This window comes from Halalkalibacter akibai JCM 9157, assembly GCF_000513135.1.
GTDB classification, from domain to species: Bacteria; Bacillota; Bacilli; order Bacillales; family Bacillaceae_D; genus Halalkalibacter; species Halalkalibacter akibai.
This window is the reverse complement of sequence record NZ_BAUV01000031.1, coordinates 22,602-40,072: the sequence shown is the minus strand read 5'-3', so window position 1 is coordinate 40,072 and position 17,471 is coordinate 22,602. Positions and strand designations below refer to the sequence as shown.

Here is a 17,471-nt window from a genome sequence, read left to right as displayed (position 1 = left end):
TCCCTCTTGTCCTATTAGAGAGGAAGATAATTTTTATCGCTTAGCTATTTCCTCAAGCAACAGTTTATTAACCATCGGTGGGTTTGCTTTTCCTTTTGAAGCCTTCATAATCTGACCTACTAGGAACCCAATTGCTTTTTGTTTTCCATTTTTATAATCATCTACCGACTGAGGGTTGTTATCAAGTACTTCAGCTACCATTTTAAGTAACTCACCCTCATCTGAGATTTGAACAAGTCCTTTAGCTTCAACAATTTGACTAGCTTCTCCACCGTTTTCAACAAGCTCTTTAAACACTTGTTTAGCAATCTTAGAAGAGATCGTGCCCTTTTCAATCAACTCAATCATTCCTGCTAAGTTTTTCGGTGTTAACGCTACATCATGAAGCTCTTTTTGTTCAGCGTTCAAATAACCTGATAGTTCACCCATTAACCAGTTTGAAGCTTGTTTAGCTCCTGCCCCTTGTTCCACTGTTTCCTCAAAGAAGTCAGACATTTCCTTTGTTAAGGTTAAAACAGCAGCATCGTAAGCAGGCAAACCAAGCTCTTCTACATAACGCTTCTTTCTAGCATCAGGAAGCTCAGGAATTTCCGCTTGAATGCGAGCTTTCCATTCTTCATCAATGTGGATGTCTACTAAGTCAGGCTCTGGGAAATAACGATAGTCATCAGAGCCCTCTTTAACACGCATTAACAAAGTTTTGTTTGCAGCCTCATCATAGCGACGTGTTTCTTGGTCGATGACGCCTCCAGATAAAAGCACCTGCTCTTGGCGCTTTTCTTCATATTCAAGTCCTTTACGGACAAAGTTAAACGAGTTTAAATTTTTAAGCTCTGTTTTTGTACCGAACTTCTCTTGCCCTACCGGACGTAGAGAGATATTTGCATCACAACGCAAAGAACCTTCTTCCATCTTACAATCTGAAACTCCAGTATATTGAATGATGGCTTTTAATTTCTCTAAATACGCATACGCTTCATCTGGAGTTCTAATATCTGGCTCTGATACAATCTCAACAAGTGGCGTTCCTTGACGATTGTAATCAACTAACGAATAACCACCGCCAGAGTGCGTTAACTTACCAGCATCTTCTTCCATATGAATTCTCGTAATGCCGATTCGTTTCTTTTCACCATTCACTTCAATTTCAATCCAACCATTTTCACCGATTGGTTTATCAAACTGAGAGATTTGATAAGCTTTCGGATTATCTGGATAAAAATAATTTTTACGGTCGAATTTCGTAACAGTTGCAACTTCACAATTTAAGGCCATCGCTGCTTTCATCGCAAATTCAACAGCTTTTTTATTTAATACAGGTAAAACACCTGGATATCCAAGGTCGATTACACTTGTATTGGCATTCGGCTCTGATCCGAAATGGTTCGGACTAGCAGAGAAAATTTTCGATTCAGTTTTTAATTCTACGTGGACTTCAAGCCCAATAATTGTTTCGAAATTCATCGCTTGTCTTCCCCCTTACAGTGTAGGTTTTTGCGTGTGGTAATCTGTTGCTTGTTCAAATGCATGAGCCACACGATAAACTGTACTTTCATCAAAATGCTTTCCGATAATTTGTAAACCAAGAGGCAATCCATCTTTAAAGCCACATGGTACAGAGATTCCTGGAACCCCTGCAAGGTTAACTGGAATCGTCAAAATATCATTTGCATACATGGTCATCGGATCCTTTGTATTTTCACCAATTTTAAATGCAGGTGTCGGGGTTGTTGGTCCAATGATGACATCATAGTTCTCAAAAATCTTTTCAAAGTCTTGTTTTATTAATGTGCGGACTTGTTGTGCTTTTTTATAGTAAGCATCATAGTAACCAGAACTTAACGCAAACGTCCCAAGCATAATGCGGCGTTTTACTTCATCACCAAAGCCTTCTGCACGTGTTTGTTTATACATCTCAATCAAATTTTCAGCATTATCAGTGCGATAACCGTAACGAACACCATCAAAACGAGCCAAGTTCGCTGAAGCCTCTGAAGAAGAAAGAAGGTAATAGGTTGCAAGCGCGTATTTCGAATGTGGAAGAGATACTTCTTCCCAAGTAGCACCTTGTCCCTCAAGTACTTTTAGCGCATCTAGAACAGATTGTTTTACTTCTTCTTGTACCCCTTCACCTATGTATTCCTTTGGAACGGCAATTCTAAGGCCTTTTACATCTCCCGTTAGAGCAGATAAAAAGTCTGGTACTTCCACATTCGCAGAAGTCGAGTCCATTGGGTCAACCCCTGTGATGGATTGCAGTAAATATGCATTGTCTTCTACGTTACGTGTGATTGGGCCAATTTGATCTAATGAAGAAGCAAACGCGACCAATCCGAAACGAGAAACACGTCCATATGTAGGTTTTAATCCAACTACACCACAAAATGCTGCTGGTTGGCGAATTGATCCACCTGTATCAGAACCTAATGAGAACGGCACTTCTAACGCAGCAACAGCTGCTGCTGATCCACCACTAGAGCCACCTGGAACAGTTTCTAAATTCCAAGGGTTTTTCGTTGCTTGAAAAGCAGAGTTTTCCGTAGAAGACCCCATCGCAAACTCGTCCATATTAAGCTTACCGATCGTAACCGCTTGAGCTTCTCTTAGCTTTTGTACAACGGTAGCATCATAAATAGGATCAAAGTTTTCTAGCATGCGACTTGAACAAGTCGTTCTCAAGTTTTTCGTCACAATATTATCTTTGACGCCAATTGGCATTCCAAATAGAAGGCCGCGCTCACTGTTTGAACCAAGCGTCTCGTCTAATTCATTGGCATATGCGCGTGCTTTTTCTTCATTTAAAGTAACAAACGCTTTTACCTTATCTTCAACTTCAGCAATACGCTTGTAAGATTCATCAACGAGATCAGAGACTTTTAATTCTTTGTTTTGAAGCATCGTATGAAGCTCTGACATCTTATGGTCAAATAAAGACATGAAGCTTGTCCTCCCCTACTATTCTATAATCGACGGTACACGAAAGTGCCCATCTTCATGATCTGGTGCATTCTTTAATACATCTTCAATTGGTAATCCCTCAGATGACTTGTCCTCACGTAGAACATTCTTAATATCTAAAACATGTGTAGTTGGTTCCACACCTGTTGTATCTAACTCATTTAACTGTTCAGCGAAAGTAATAATCTTATCTAATTGTTCAGTGAACATTTTTGCCTCTTCTTCTGTGATCGCAAGCCTAGCTAAGTTAGCAGCATGTTTCACTTGTTCTTCTTGAATTCTTGACATATCTCCTTCACCCCCGAAAAAAGTTCGATCATTTTGACAATATGATTAATAATACCAAATAACACATACAGAGGCAACAAACCCCAAGGTTACAAGACCTTAAAATTCGTTATAATAAAACCCCCTCTTTATTAATAAAAAGAAAGGGTTAATATCTCACTATAATACTTCCGTTTTAGCTCTTTCAAATTCTTCTTGAATCTCCTGTACCGGCTCTTTCCCTAGAAGACTCACTACTACAATCGCAATCCAAGCTAGAATAAAGCCTGGGATAATTTCGTAAAGACCGAGTAGTGAAAACTGTTCTGCAGATAATCCAAACCAGTTATCAAGCTCCGCCCACATAATGACGGTGATCCCCCCGACAAGCATCCCTGCTAAAGCTCCATTTCTAGTCATCCGTTTCCAGAAAAGAGCTAAAATAATCACTGGTCCAAACGCTGCACCGAAACCTGCCCACGCATATCCAACAAGGTCTAAAACAGAACTTTCAGGATTATAAGCTAAAACTAACGCAAGTAGCGCAATAACTAGTACCCCAAGTCTTCCCACTAAAACGAGCTCTTTTTGAGAAGCATCCTTGCGAATGAATCCTTTATATACATCTTCTGCTAAAGCACTCGATGAAACTAACAATTGAGAATCAATCGTGCTCATAATCGCAGATAATATTGCCGCGAGTAAAAAGCCTGCCACCCACGGATTAAAAAGGACTTGGGTAAACATAATAAACAACGTTTCATGAGATCCATCTGGTAGCGGTTGTCCTCCAGGCCCTTGTGCAGAGAAATAAGCTATTCCTGCAAAGCCAGTAAAAATCGCTCCAAACAAAGCCAAAACCATCCATGTCATACCAACTGCTCTTGCTTTTGGAATTTCTTTTACCGATTTTACGGCCATAAACCTTGTGAGAATATGAGGTTGGCCAAAATAACCTAAACCCCAAGCAAGCAACGAAACAACGCCGATTACGGTTGCTCCGGCAAAGGCATCTAAATAAGATGAGTCAACTAAACCTACGATTTGAACTGTTTCACTCCATCCACCAATATTTGAGATGCAACGATAGGAACAATGATTAAAGCTAAGAACATCAAGATCCCTTGAAAGAAGTCGGTCCAACTTACTGCTAGAAATCCCCCTAAAAATGTATAAGAGATAATCACAATAGCACCAATCCAAAGGGCTTGCGTATAGGTCATTCCAAATGAAGCTTCAAACAACAACGCCCCACCAACAAGTCCCGAAGAAGTATAAAAAGCAAAGAAAACAAGAATAACAATTGCAGAAATAATGCGCAATGCTTTTGATGAATCACGAAAACGATTTTCTAAAAAATCAGGAAGTGTAATCGAGTCATTTGCTATTTGGGTATAGGTTCTAAGTCTAGTAGCGACAAATTGCCAATTCAAATAGGCCCCGATCGCTAACCCTACCGCTATCCATATCTCACCCATCCCGCCTACATACATAGCACCTGGTAAACCTAGTAATAACCAACTACTCATATCAGAGGCACCTGCGCTTAAAGCCGCAACACTTCCTCCTAACCGACGTCCACCAAGAACATAATCAGATAAATTATTTGTTAAACGATAAGCTATAATACCAATTGCAAGCATCCCAACTAAATAAAATATAAACGTAATAATGGTTGCTAGTTCCATATTTACTCACTCCTCCTTTTTAGTAATGAGACGATTGAAAAAACGATTAATAAAGGCATTGGAATGTACAACAAAAACCAAGTTGCTGTCGTTAAAGAAAAGTCCATTCTTTGCACCTCCTTTAATTAAAGGGCTTAGCAGAGACCTATGCGGTTTCTTCCTATTTAATTACTCGGACCACTCGTTGTCGTGAGTAAATATGTGATGTTCGTGAAGTCTTTTTACTAGTTAAAACTAATCTTTATACAGCTTATTCGCTTGTTTAAGTATTCCTTGTTTGCTATCACGAATAAATATTCTAAAAAACTAATTTTTGACATAATAAAGTATAACAAATAAAAAGGGCAATTTCTCATCCAATGACGGAGGGAAATTGCCTTTTAAAATTCAAATTTTCATACTGATGCTAAAACAACCTTATAGATAGATTATCTCGAACCTTTTATATAAGGCTTACCAATTGCTTTAGGTCCTTCCGCACGTCCTACAAATCCTGCTAAAGCTAAAATAGTAAGAACATATGGAGCGATAAACAAAAAGACAGATGGAATATTAGCTAGTAAAGGAATCTGCTGTCCAGTGATGCTTAACGCTTGGGCTAAACCAAAGAATAAAGCTGCACCTAAAACTCCAAGTGGATTCCATTTTCCAAAGATTAAAGCGGCAAGTGCATGAACCCTTGACCAACAATTGTCGTTCCAGAGAAGTTACCTGCAACCGTAACCGCAAATACAGCTCCACCTAACCCTGCTAACGCGCCACTAAGCATAACTCCGATATAACGCATGCGAATGACATTAATCCCCATTGTATCTGCCGCCATCGGATGTTCACCGACAGAACGAAGTCTTAATCCAAATGGAGTATAGAAAACAACGTAATAAACGATGAACGTAATCACAATGGCAAGATAAGACGTTATATAAACATTTGAGAAAAGGAGTGGACCGATAATTGGAATGTCACTTAACACCGGTACGTCAAAACGATAAATTCGATTTCGGATAAAATCTGTCTGTCCTTTTCCATACATTAATCTTATTAAAAAGACGCTAAGTCCTACAGCTAGAAAGTTTAGTGCTACTCCACTTACAATCTGATCTGCTCGAAACGTAATGGAGGCAACCGCATGAAATAAAGAAAATAGAGCTCCCACTATGACAGCAGCAAGCATCGCAAGCCATGGTGATGCTGCTCCTACTCCCATTCCTTCAAGGGTTAACGTTACCACAATACCTGTGAACGCACCAATGACCATTAAACCTTCTAACCCAATGTTAACAACACCTGAGCGTTCACTGAATAAACCACCTAAACCAGTTAAAATAAGAGGGGCTGCCGCAAAAATTGCTGCAGGAATAACTAGAGCTAACACCTGCATTAAATCCATTTAAATCCCCTCCTTCTTAATTCGATTCATAATCCAGCGAATAATATAGCTCGAAGCTACAAAGAAAATAATTAAAGCAATCACAATATCAACTAATTCAGTTGGTACACCTGCTCTTGATTGCATGTTCAACGCACCGATCTGTAAACCACCGAACAAGAATGAAGATAGTAGTACACCAATCGCAGTATTAGCTCCTAATAAAGCAACAGCAATTCCATCAAAACCAACACCCGTGAATCCAGATAAGATGCTCATATATCCGTAAGTTCCTAGACCTTCCATAGAACCAGCAACCCCAGCAAAGCCACCTGAAATTACCATGGAAAGAACGATATTCTTTTGTACATTCATACCCGAATAATGAGACGCATGTGTATTAAAACCTACAGCTCGCAGCTCAAAACCTTTTGTTGTTTTCCATAATAGGAACCACATAAGTACACATCCTGCAAGAGCAATCAAAAAGCCGTAATGTAGTCTAGAGTAATCAGTTAAAGATTGTAGAAAAGGTGAAGCCAGTGACGCTGATGGCGAAATGGTTTCTGTTCTCTCTCCGGGAACAAGTAAAAATGTTCGAATTAAGTAATTGGCTGTATAAAGAGCTATATAGTTCATCATAATTGTGACAATAACTTCATGCACTTGAAAACGAGCTTTTAGTATTCCGGGAATAAACCCCCATAGTGCCCCAGCTAAAGCACCTGCAAGGATCGCTACCGGTAAGTGAATCATCGCTGGTAAATCCAGCACAATCCCAACATAAACCGATGCCAACCATCCCACAATTACTTGGCCCTCGACTCCAATATTGAACAACCCTGTTCGGAACGCAAAGGCAACAGCCAAACCAGATAAAATAAGCGGTGTCATCGTTCTAATTGTTTCACCCATGTAGTAGGTGTCACTGAAAATTCCACTTAATAAAGCTGAGTATCCTCTTATTGGGTTGTATCCGCTGAAGAGCATAACGATTGCCCCAATAAGTATTCCTAAGAAAACCGCTACAAGCGGGACAGCCATTGAAACTAATCGGCTTTTCGGAAGCAACTTTTTAATCATTTTTTGCTTCACCTTCTTTCTCTTTCTTTCCACCAGCCATTAGTAAGCCAAGTTCTCGTTCATTCGTCTGGTCTGCATCAACTATTGCTACAATTTCTCCCTCATACATAACGGCAATTCGGTCACTAACATTTAGAATCTCATCGAGTTCTAATGACATAAGAAGAACAGCCCTTCCTTTGTCACGTTCCAACACTAACCGTTTATGAATCGACTCGATCGCACCTACATCCAAGCCACGCGTTGGTTGAGCTGCAATTAAGAAATCAGGCGAGCGGTCTACTTCTCGGGCAATAATTGCTTTTTGTTGATTTCCTCCTGATAAAGCTCGAGCTAATGTGTACTCTGATGGAGTCCTAACATCAAACTCTTCAATTAAACTTCTTGCCTTTTTATAAACTTCATTATGATTTAAGATTCCATTTTTGGAATAAGGCTTATGGTAATACGTTTGCAAAACAATATTCTCACCAATAGTGAAATCAAGAACAAGTCCGTGTTTATGACGGTCTTCGGGAATATGGCCAATTCCAGCTTCCGTTACTTTTCTTGGCTTTAAATTAGTGATCTTTTCACCATTTAGAGTAATCGTTCCTGAGTCAGCTTTTCGTAAACCAGTAATCGCTTCGATTAACTCTGATTGCCCATTCCCCTCAATACCAGCTAGACCAATGATCTCCCCGGCTCTCATGTCTAAACTAAGGTTATTAACCGCAGTCACACCACGAGAACCTTGTACAGTTAAATTCTGAACGCTTAGAACCGTTTCCTTTGGTTCTGCTGGCTTCTTTTCTATACTAAAGTTCACTTCACGACCGACCATCATCGCCGCTAACTTATCTGGATCCGTCTCACTTACATTAACCGTTCCAATCCCCTTACCTCTTCTGATAACGGTACAACGATCACAAACCGCCATAATTTCCTTTAGCTTATGAGTAATCAAGATAATTGATTTACCTTCTTGTACTAACATTTTCATAATGCCGATAAGCTCTTGAATTTCTTGCGGTGTTAACACAGCAGTAGGTTCATCAAAAATTAAAACATCTGCCCCTCGATAAAGTGTTTTTAATATCTCTACTCGTTGTTGCATACCCACTGAGATATTCTCAATTTTGGCATGTGGATCCACCCTTAATCCGTAGCGATTGGAAATTTCCTGAACATCTTTGGCGGCTTTTTTTATGTTGATTCTACCGCCTTTTTTAGGCTCATTACCTAAAATGATATTCTCAGTCACAGTAAATTTGTCTACTAACATGAAATGCTGATGGACCATTCCAATCCCAAGGTCATTCGCAACATTCGGGTCAGTGATTTTAACCTTTTCCCCACGAACAACAATTTCTCCCTTTTCAGGTTGGTATAGACCAAACAAGACATTCATTAATGTTGACTTACCTGCTCCATTCTCACCAAGAAGAGCATGAATCTCTCCTTTTTTTAATTGAAGCGTTATATTATCATTTGCCACAATACCTGGAAACTCTTTTCGAATATCATTCATTTCAATCACATAACTCACGTTTTACCACTCCTAACCGTTCTTCTAAAAAAACGTTATTGAAGAGGCAATGAAGAATTGGGCAAGGATCAATTCTTCATTGTCTCTTACTAAAAAACAAATATGTAGTAAATAAAAAAAGCTTCAACAACATTGACCAAAAGAGAAACAATGTCTCAAAAGGTGAAAATTAACCTTTTGAGACATCCTCTTTTTTATTCATTAAAGAGAAGAAAGAAACTCCTCATACTCTTCATCTGTTTGTGGTACTGCAATTTCTCCAGCTTGGATTTGTCCAAAGTAAGATTCTACAGCTTGTACCGATTCATCAGTTAGGTTATCCGTTGTTGGAGCAATACCAACAGCTTCATCCTCTAAACCGTATTCAAGAATTTCACCACCAGGGAAATCACCACTCATTGTGCGCTCAGAAACTAAGTACACAGCTCTATCTACACGCTTAACCATTGACGTTAATGTAACAGATTGATTATCGTCTCCAAAGATACCTTCTTCATGTTGGTCACGGTCAACACCGACTACCCATACTGCTTCACCATTACGTGCGCGGTTGATTGCTTCAGTAAATACTCCATTACCAGTACCACCAGCAGCCTGATAAATAACGTCTACACCTTGGCTATACATTGTATTGGCAATTTGCTGTCCACGGTCAGCATCATTGAAACTTTCTGCATACTGAACAATAATCTCAGCATCAGGATTTACTGATTTAACACCAGCTTTAAATCCATTTTCAAACTTTTTAATTAAAGCTCCTTCAACACCACCGACAAAACCAACTTTATTTCCTTGTGTTTGTAAACCAGCTGCTACACCTACAAGAAATGAACCTTCATGCTCTTTAAACGTAATGTTGGCAACGTTAGGCAATGGTTGACCTTCATCGTCTGTTACAACGGAGTCAACAATAGCAATTTGTGCATCTTCGACTTGCTCAGCAATCGTACGAACAGCATCTGCCATTAAATAACCAATACCCCAAACAAGTTCTACATCTTCACGCACTAAATTACGAAGGTTTGGTTCAAAATCAGCTAGTGATCCAGATTGAACATAACGGTATCCTGTACCTTCTTCCAAGCCAACTTCTTGTCCGAACTGAGATAACCCTTCCCAAGCAGATTGGTTAAAAGACTTATCATCAATTCCACCTACATCTGTAACCATTCCAACTGTAAAATCTGTTGCTTCAACAGCTTGTTCAGTGTCTTCTCCAGGTGCAGCATCCTCTGTAGCAGGAGGTGTTTCATCTGCTGTACCACAAGCAGCTAAAGTCATAACAGCCGCTGCTGTCATCGTTAATGTACGTAACCACTTCTTCATTTTTAAATCCCCCTTTTTTTCTTTTGTGCGAACGTTCCATATATGTACGTACACACTTTAAAAACATATTAAAGCGCCTAAAGAAGGTTCTTTTTCATGTATTAGGATGGCACATTCAATCATTTCTATCCATATACAGAAGAACCTTATCTGTCATCACTTTAATATTTGTAGTGCATACCATTACTGGTCAGACATCTGACCTCATGAAATGTCATTCGACCGAGATAAATATATCATGTTGACATAGATTAATAAATAGTTTTTTCTAGCAAATGTCGATCATATTCGACATTTATTTTAACATCTTTACAGAAAGCTGTCTTTTTTTTATACTTATTGATTTCTTTAAAAAAGGGTTATTCCAAAAGGTCTAAACTCTCTGACCCTTTGGAATAACCCAACTATTTGCTAAGCTCTCCGTTCAATTTATCATTAACTCATAATACCTTAATTAAAAACATGAATAAACGGCTCTTCGTCTGGATTTTGTACGACTACACTTTCTGTGTTTCCAGCAACAGAGGTTATTTCAACACTAACTTTATAATTCCCTTGAAACCTTAATTGCAATTGACTGGCTACATATTGAGATAAAGCTACGATCTCAGCTTTCCCTTGAAAACGTAAAGGGATTTCAATTGTTAATTCTTGAATTTGGTTATCAACATATCTTCCTTTACCAACTACCCCCAGGTAAGTATCAAAGAACTCTTGAATATCATCTTTAAAGCGTTGAAACTGATCGGCTTCATTACGAGCTTCTTGGTTCGCTTCGTTTGAAGGAAACAAAAAATAACGTTCATTAATACGTTGGAAACGATCTAAGTCATTTTTAGGATCAGCCATCGCTTTAGCGATGAATTTACCTGGGATAACAGAGTCACGCGGCTGTTCTTGGAAAACTGCAAAAAGAATTGGGATGTCTTGATAAGCACCTTCTTCCATAGTCCTTAACCTTGTTAAAATCTCTTTCGCAATCCGATCAGCTTCTTGCTCAATATTTTGCTCGGTTAAAGGCAGTTCATAAAAGTTATACCTTCCTTGCTCGTCTTCAATTCTGAAGTTATAAACACTATTCATAGAAAGGCCAATAACGATACCACCTAGACCAAGCTGACCATTAGAGTCTTCGACTAAATAATTATGCTCTAAAATATGAGATAAATAGCGTGGTTGACTTTCTTCTCTTTCTCGTAAGTTCCCCTCTTCACCAAGAGCAGGATTTAAGCCATCAGGATTTGATTCTTCGTCATATCTCATTAGCCAACTGTTTAAGACGTTTCTTTTAATAAACTGACCTTCTCTAAAATAGTAGTTTTCTATGTCAAAATGTTGTTGGGCGATTCGAGTTAAGCCTATTTCCAATTGATCTAGATCAAGTCTATTGTACATAACCGAATTACCAAATCCCCTTGATTCACCGTGCAAGTAAGATCCATCGTATAACACACTTTGATAATAGTTATCTGGTGTAATAATTTGTGGGACAACTTCCACTACTTGCTCTTGCTCCTGTTCGTTCATTTCCTCTACAAGTTGCTCTTCCTCTTGTGGCAAACTCGGAAAGCAACCTGATAAAAGGAGTAACATGAAAGAAGCCATTACTATACGTTTCATCATATACTCCCCTCCTCTCGGCTTACTCTTTTTATTGTCCTAACTCTTCTACTAACTTAGCTTCATCCCATATCTCAATATTTAATTCTTCTGCTTTTGTTCGTTTAGACCCAGCCTCTTCCCCCGCTATAACTAGATCCGTTTTCTTACTCACACTTCCGGTCACTTTTCCACCAAGTGCTTCAATCTTTTCTTTTGCCTCTTCGCGAGTTAGTTGCTCGAGTTTTCCGGTTAACACGACCGTTTTTCCTAAGAAAGGACTATCTTTTACTTCACTTTCAACAGGAGCTTTAGCACCTTTATATGTAGTGTTAACCCCCAGAGCCAGTAACTCATCTATTAATTCAAGCACCTCTGGAGTTTCAAAATAACGCTTAACAGAAGCAGCCATTTTTTCTCCAATTTCATTAACAGCTATTAGTTCTTCTTCTGTAGCCTCTTTAATTCGAGTTATCGTTTCGAATTCCATCGCTAACGTTTTAGCAGCTTTTGCTCCAACGAAACGAATTCCAAGACCAAATAGCAATCTTTCTAACGAGTTTTCTTTCGTTTTTTCAATGGAAGATAAAAGCTTATCGACTGACTTCTCTCCCATTCGCTCAAGCTTAAGTAATTCATCACGCTCTAGTTTGTAAATATCAGCCACATCGCGCACGAGATCATGGGCAAATAATTGGCTAATAACCTTTTCACCAAGTCCATCAATATTCATCGCATTTCTGGATACAAAGTGAATTAAACCTTCTCTGATTTGCGCAGGACATTGTGGATTGATACAACGCAATGCCACTTCCCCTTCTAAACGTACAAGCTCTTTTTCACAAGCTGGACAATGAGTCGGCATTTTAAATTCCCGCTCTGTGCCATCACGCAATTCTGTTAGCACATTCACAACCTCAGGGATAATATCTCCAGCTTTTTTGATGACAACAGAATCACCAAGTTTTAAATCTTTTTCTCTAATTAAATCTTCATTATGAAGTGAAGCTCTTTTCACCGTAGTTCCTGCAACTGTAACTGGTGATAAAATCGCAGTTGGTGTTACAACTCCAGTACGTCCAATACTCAGTTCAATGTCTTTAAGTATTGTAACAACTTCTTCTGCAGGGAATTTATAGGCAATTGCCCAGCGAGGACTTTTAGCTGTAAAGCCCATTTCCTTTTGATGATCTAAACGGTCAACTTTAATGACAATGCCATCGATTTCATATGGAAGCTCTCCGCGTTTTTCAACCCATTTTTCGGTAAAAGCAATAACCTCTTCAATGTTTGAACAGTGTTCACTCTCCTGATTCGTTCTAAAACCAAGTTCTCTTAAGTACGAAATGCCTTCATGATGCGATGACACTTCTTTTCCTTCGAGATGTCCAATCGCATAAACGAAAATCGATAAATTACGTTTTGCTGCAAGTTTCGGATCAAGCTGTCTTAATGAACCTGCAGCTGCATTACGAGGATTGGCAAACTTCTCTTCCCCTGCTTGTTCCTTCAGCACATTAAGGGCAATAAAAGAGCCTTTTGGCATATAAGCCTCACCACGCACTTCGATATTTACCTGCTCGTTTAAACGCAATGGAATAGCTGGAATCGTTTTAAGGTTGGCTGTAATATCCTCGCCGACTGTGCCATCTCCTCTAGTTGCTCCCCTGACGAATCTTCCATTTTCATAAACAAGAGATACGGCTAAGCCATCAATCTTCAGTTCACAGCTATAGCTAACATCACCTTCTACTAATTGTTTAACTCGTCGGTCAAAGTCTCGTAAATCATCTGCTGAAAAGGCATTACCTAAGCTTAACATCGGAGATCTATGTTCCACTTTTTCAAAAAAAGGCAATGGTTCTCCACCAACTCGTACAGTTGGTGAATCTTCACTAAACCATTCTGGATACTGGTCTTCTAATTGAATCAGCTCATTCATTAAAGCATCATATTCTGCATCAGAAACCTTTGGTTGATCTAACACATAATAATGATAGCCAAGTTCTTCTACCAGCTTACGAAGCTCATTCAATCTTTTTTCTGCTTGTTGTTGCTCCATAACTTTCGTCCTTTCTAAGAGAAATTCAAACAGAGCAAGTTGATTGATCCGCTCTGTTTGAATACCAGTTATTGCTTTGTAATAGGGGCAAATTTGGCAAACAAACGTTTCACACCGGTTGGATTAGGAAAAGCAATATCAAGTTCTAATGATTCTCCTGTTCCTTTAAGGCTAACTACCGTACCAACACCCCATTTTTTATGAGCTGCTTTATCACCGACACTCCAAGCAATTTGATCACCGCCCGTTTGAATCGTTCTCGGGCGTTCAATGTTTCGGGTTGGAGTTGTTGGCGCTGCTTTACGAGATGACTTCATCCAATCAGGTGTTTGTTTTTGCTGGACTTCATTTAAGGATTCAAGACAATCTTCAGGTATTTCGTTAATAAACCTTGAAGGTGGATTCGTATTTGTTCGACCGAACATAGTCCGCAGTCTAGCATTGGTAACATATAATTGTTTTTCTGCACGTGTAATGCCAACATAAGCTAACCGGCGCTCTTCCTGCATCTCCTCTTCTTCAAATAAAGAACGACTATGCGGAAAAATCCCTTCTTCTAATCCAATCAAGAAGACAAGTGGAAATTCCAACCCTTTTGCAGAGTGCAATGTCATTAAGGTAATGGCATCTTTCGGCTTACCTTCATTCTCTTCATCAAGCTTATCAATGTCCGCAACAAGTGCTAAATCTGTTAAAAAGGCGACAAGAGATTTGTCTTCGTTTTGCTTTTCAAACTCATTTGTTACGGTTAGAAACTCGTCGATGTTCTCAATTCTACTTAATGCTTCAAGCGATTTTTCGTTTTTAAGCATCTCCCGGTAGCCTGTCCGGTCAAGTAGTTCTTCGACTAACTCTGTTACAGATAAATATTCTTGCATTTCAACCCAATGCGAAAGTTGCTTAGAGAAGTCTTTTAATTTATCCGCTGTACGACCAGCAAGACCGACTTGTTCAACTTCTTGAAGTGCAGCGAAAATTGAAATGCCTTGTTCAATCGCATATGCTCCAATTTTATCGACGGTTGTCGCACCAATTCCTCGCTTCGGAACATTGATAATTCTCTGTAAACTAATATCGTCATCTGGGTTCGCAATTAAACGTAAATAAGCTAGAACGTCCTTAATCTCTTTACGATCATAGAACTTTGTTCCTCCAACGATATTATAATCAATATTTGATTTAACGAAAAATTCCTCGATTACACGAGACTGAGCATTTGTACGATATAAGATCGCAATGTCCGAATAGGTATAATCTCCTCTAGTTGCTTCTCTAATTCTTTCGACTACAAATTGAGCTTCTGATTGCTCGGTGTCAGCCGCATAATAACCAATTTTCATCCCTGCATCGTTTTCAGTCCAAAGGTTCTTCTTTTTTCGATTAGGATTATTCTCAATTACACGGTTCGCCGCTTGTAGAATGGTTTTAGTTGAACGATAATTTTGTTCAAGTAAAATAACCTTCGCCTTCGGATAATCTTCTTCAAACGATAAAATATTAGAAATGTCTGCTCCGCGCCAGCGATAAATCGATTGGTCAGAATCCCCGACCACACAAATGTTTTTAAACCGTTCCGCTAACATTTTTACTAACATATATTGAGCTCTGTTCGTATCTTGATACTCATCAACTAAAATATACTGAAATTTACGTTGATAGAATTCTAATACTTCTGGTACTAACTTAAATAGCTCAATCGTCTTCATAATTAAATCATCAAAATCAAGTGCATGATTTTTCTTTAATTGTTTTTGATAGTCGACATAAACGTCGGCAACTGTTTGATCATAGGGACCTGTTGCACTTTTGGCGAAAACGTCTGGTTTCTTTAATTCATTTTTGGCGCTACTAATTGACCCAAGAATACTACGAGGTTCGAATTTCTTTGGGTCGATGTTCTTATTTTTCAAAATTTGTTTAATCACGGACAATTGATCACCAGAATCCAAAATCGTAAAGTTACGATTGTAACCAATTCGGTCAATATCTCTTCTTAATACTCGTACACACATTGAATGGAAAGTCGAGATCCAAATATCTTCGGCAACTGGTCCAACTAATTGTGCGACACGATCCTTCATCTCACGTGCAGCTTTATTCGTAAACGTTATGGCCAGTACACTCCAGGGCGCAATTTCTTTCTCCCTTAATAAATATGCAATCCGATGTGTAAGCACACGCGTTTTTCCACTGCCAGCTCCAGCCATTAGTAATAATGGGCCATCTGTATGCTGGACTGCTTGTCTTTGCTCCGGGTTTAACCCTGAAAGCATTTTTTCAATGATCTTCGCTTGCATTTCCCCACCACCCAAACATATGTTCTTACTTTTATTTTAACTTGTTTTGTTCATGAATACAATTTATCTTCGTAAACAATTATACATAGAAAATTCAATTACTTATTCAAACTCGTTTGTTTTACAGCAGCAACTGTTGCTAACGCCGTTGCTAAATCATCGTAAATGACATTACCAACTACAACCGTTTTAGCAAAAGCAGCCATTTCTTTAGCTTGGTCTACTGAGCGGATCCCTCCGCCATAAAACAATTGTGTTCTTCCTAAAACTTCCGCCACCTTTTCAACAATTGAAGGATTACCGTATGTTCCACTATATTCAAGGTAAAAGATTGGGAATTGATAAAGATGCTCGGCCATTCTTGCATAAGCGACAATGTCATCACTAGTTAAATTGGTTTTAGCTTCTGTTAGCTTAGCTGCTTTAGCTTCTGGATTTAAAATACAATAGCCTTCTACAGCAATTTCATCCCAATTCATAATAGACCCAAACTCTTTTATAGCTTGATGATGATAGCCTTGAACCCATTTTAAGTCTGGACTATTCATAACAGATGGAATGAAGAAATAATCAAATCCAGGCGTAATCGCGTCTAAATTTGAAATTTCAAGTGCACAAGACACCGTAAAGCGTCTTACTCTTGCAAGTAATTGCAATGTATTATCAAGCGTCACTCCGTCAGTCCCGCCAATGATTAACCCATCTGTTCCAGATTCACAAATGGCCTCTAGTGCCTCATCTGTTATCTCCTTATTTGGATCTAACTTAAACACATGTCTCCACTCTTTAAGCTCAAGCATTTTTTACCACTCCCGTACAATCCTAGTTACCTGCTAAAATACATATCTGAGTAGACATTATATCAAAGTTGGGGTTTGTTGTCGCCCAACGATCCTACCTATTATCAATAGTAAAACTTGGGTTGGTTGGGATTAATCAAATGTTTGATTGATTTGTATGAGTGGCTGTTTACGTACACCTTTTCTCAGCCTATTTTGTTATCAGCTCCGGCTCCGTTCCATTGCGCTTCAGGCACTTGCTTTCCAAGGGGTGTTGCCAAGCCCCCACGCCGTTCCGTCTGTGGTGTCTTGCCTTTCCCTCTATTCCCGCAGGAGTCAAGTGCCTTCCGCTCCATTCCACTGTAACTGTAGTTTGGATTAGGATGAAGGATGAAGGATGAATAGCCTCAATTTTCAACCAATCATATAACCAGAAAAAACGCTTGGAATTTCTAATCCAAGCGTTTTTGTCTATTTAGTTGGCTGGCAACTGCGCAACAATTTAGATTAATTCG

Annotated in this window: 10 protein-coding genes and 2 pseudogenes; all 12 read right to left on the bottom strand. The window is 39.0% G+C overall.

The genetic code is table 11. The annotated features are described in order from the left end of the window. Window positions 1-33: 33 nt before the first annotated feature. The gene (gatB, locus tag JCM9157_RS15555) at window positions 34-1,464 is read right to left on the bottom strand and encodes an Asp-tRNA(Asn)/Glu-tRNA(Gln) amidotransferase subunit GatB (protein ID WP_035666136.1); all 1,431 of its coding nucleotides are present in this window, start codon (window positions 1,462-1,464) and stop codon (window positions 34-36) included. 15 nt (window positions 1,465-1,479) lie between these two features. Further along, complete coding sequence (gene gatA / locus JCM9157_RS15550) at window positions 1,480-2,937, bottom strand: Asp-tRNA(Asn)/Glu-tRNA(Gln) amidotransferase subunit GatA (protein ID WP_035666134.1); 1,458 nt, start codon at window positions 2,935-2,937, stop codon at window positions 1,480-1,482. A gap of 18 nt (window positions 2,938-2,955) precedes the next feature. Continuing rightward, window positions 2,956-3,246 (bottom strand): Asp-tRNA(Asn)/Glu-tRNA(Gln) amidotransferase subunit GatC, encoded by a 291-nt coding sequence (gatC, locus tag JCM9157_RS15545; RefSeq protein ID WP_035666132.1) that lies wholly within the window; start codon window positions 3,244-3,246, stop codon window positions 2,956-2,958. A gap of 159 nt (window positions 3,247-3,405) precedes the next feature. Beyond that, window positions 3,406-4,913: pseudogene (gene putP / locus JCM9157_RS15540) on the bottom strand (sodium/proline symporter PutP). Window positions 4,914-5,341: 428 nt separating this feature from the next. After that, window positions 5,342-6,303 (bottom strand): annotated as a pseudogene (locus JCM9157_RS15535) (ABC transporter permease). Continuing rightward, window positions 6,304-7,365 carry an ABC transporter permease gene (locus tag JCM9157_RS15530; RefSeq protein WP_035666131.1) on the bottom strand — a complete coding sequence of 354 codons (1,062 nt, stop codon included), beginning with the start codon at window positions 7,363-7,365 and terminating at the stop codon, window positions 6,304-6,306. Then, window positions 7,358-8,893, bottom strand: a complete 1,536-nt coding sequence (locus JCM9157_RS15525; RefSeq protein WP_035666128.1) for an ABC transporter ATP-binding protein — start codon at window positions 8,891-8,893, stop codon at window positions 7,358-7,360. Before JCM9157_RS15525 ends, JCM9157_RS15530 begins: the two co-directional genes overlap by 8 nt. A gap of 201 nt (window positions 8,894-9,094) precedes the next feature. Beyond that, entirely contained in the window at window positions 9,095-10,219 is a 1,125-nt protein-coding gene (locus JCM9157_RS15520; protein ID WP_035666126.1) for a BMP family lipoprotein, read from the bottom strand. Window positions 10,220-10,669: 450 nt separating this feature from the next. Continuing rightward, entirely contained in the window at window positions 10,670-11,842 is a 1,173-nt protein-coding gene (locus JCM9157_RS15515) for a CamS family sex pheromone protein (protein WP_035666123.1), read from the bottom strand. A 28-nt stretch (window positions 11,843-11,870) separates the two neighbouring features. Next, entirely contained in the window at window positions 11,871-13,880 is a 2,010-nt protein-coding gene (gene ligA, locus JCM9157_RS15510; protein ID WP_035666120.1) for an NAD-dependent DNA ligase LigA, read from the bottom strand. A 68-nt stretch (window positions 13,881-13,948) separates the two neighbouring features. Then, a complete protein-coding gene (gene pcrA / locus JCM9157_RS15505) occupies window positions 13,949-16,177 on the bottom strand; it encodes a DNA helicase PcrA (RefSeq protein ID WP_035666117.1) in 2,229 nt (742 codons plus the stop codon). Between the two features lie 98 nt (window positions 16,178-16,275). Next, entirely contained in the window at window positions 16,276-16,977 is a 702-nt protein-coding gene (pcrB, locus tag JCM9157_RS15500) for a heptaprenylglyceryl phosphate synthase (protein WP_035666115.1), read from the bottom strand. Window positions 16,978-17,471 lie beyond the last annotated feature (494 nt).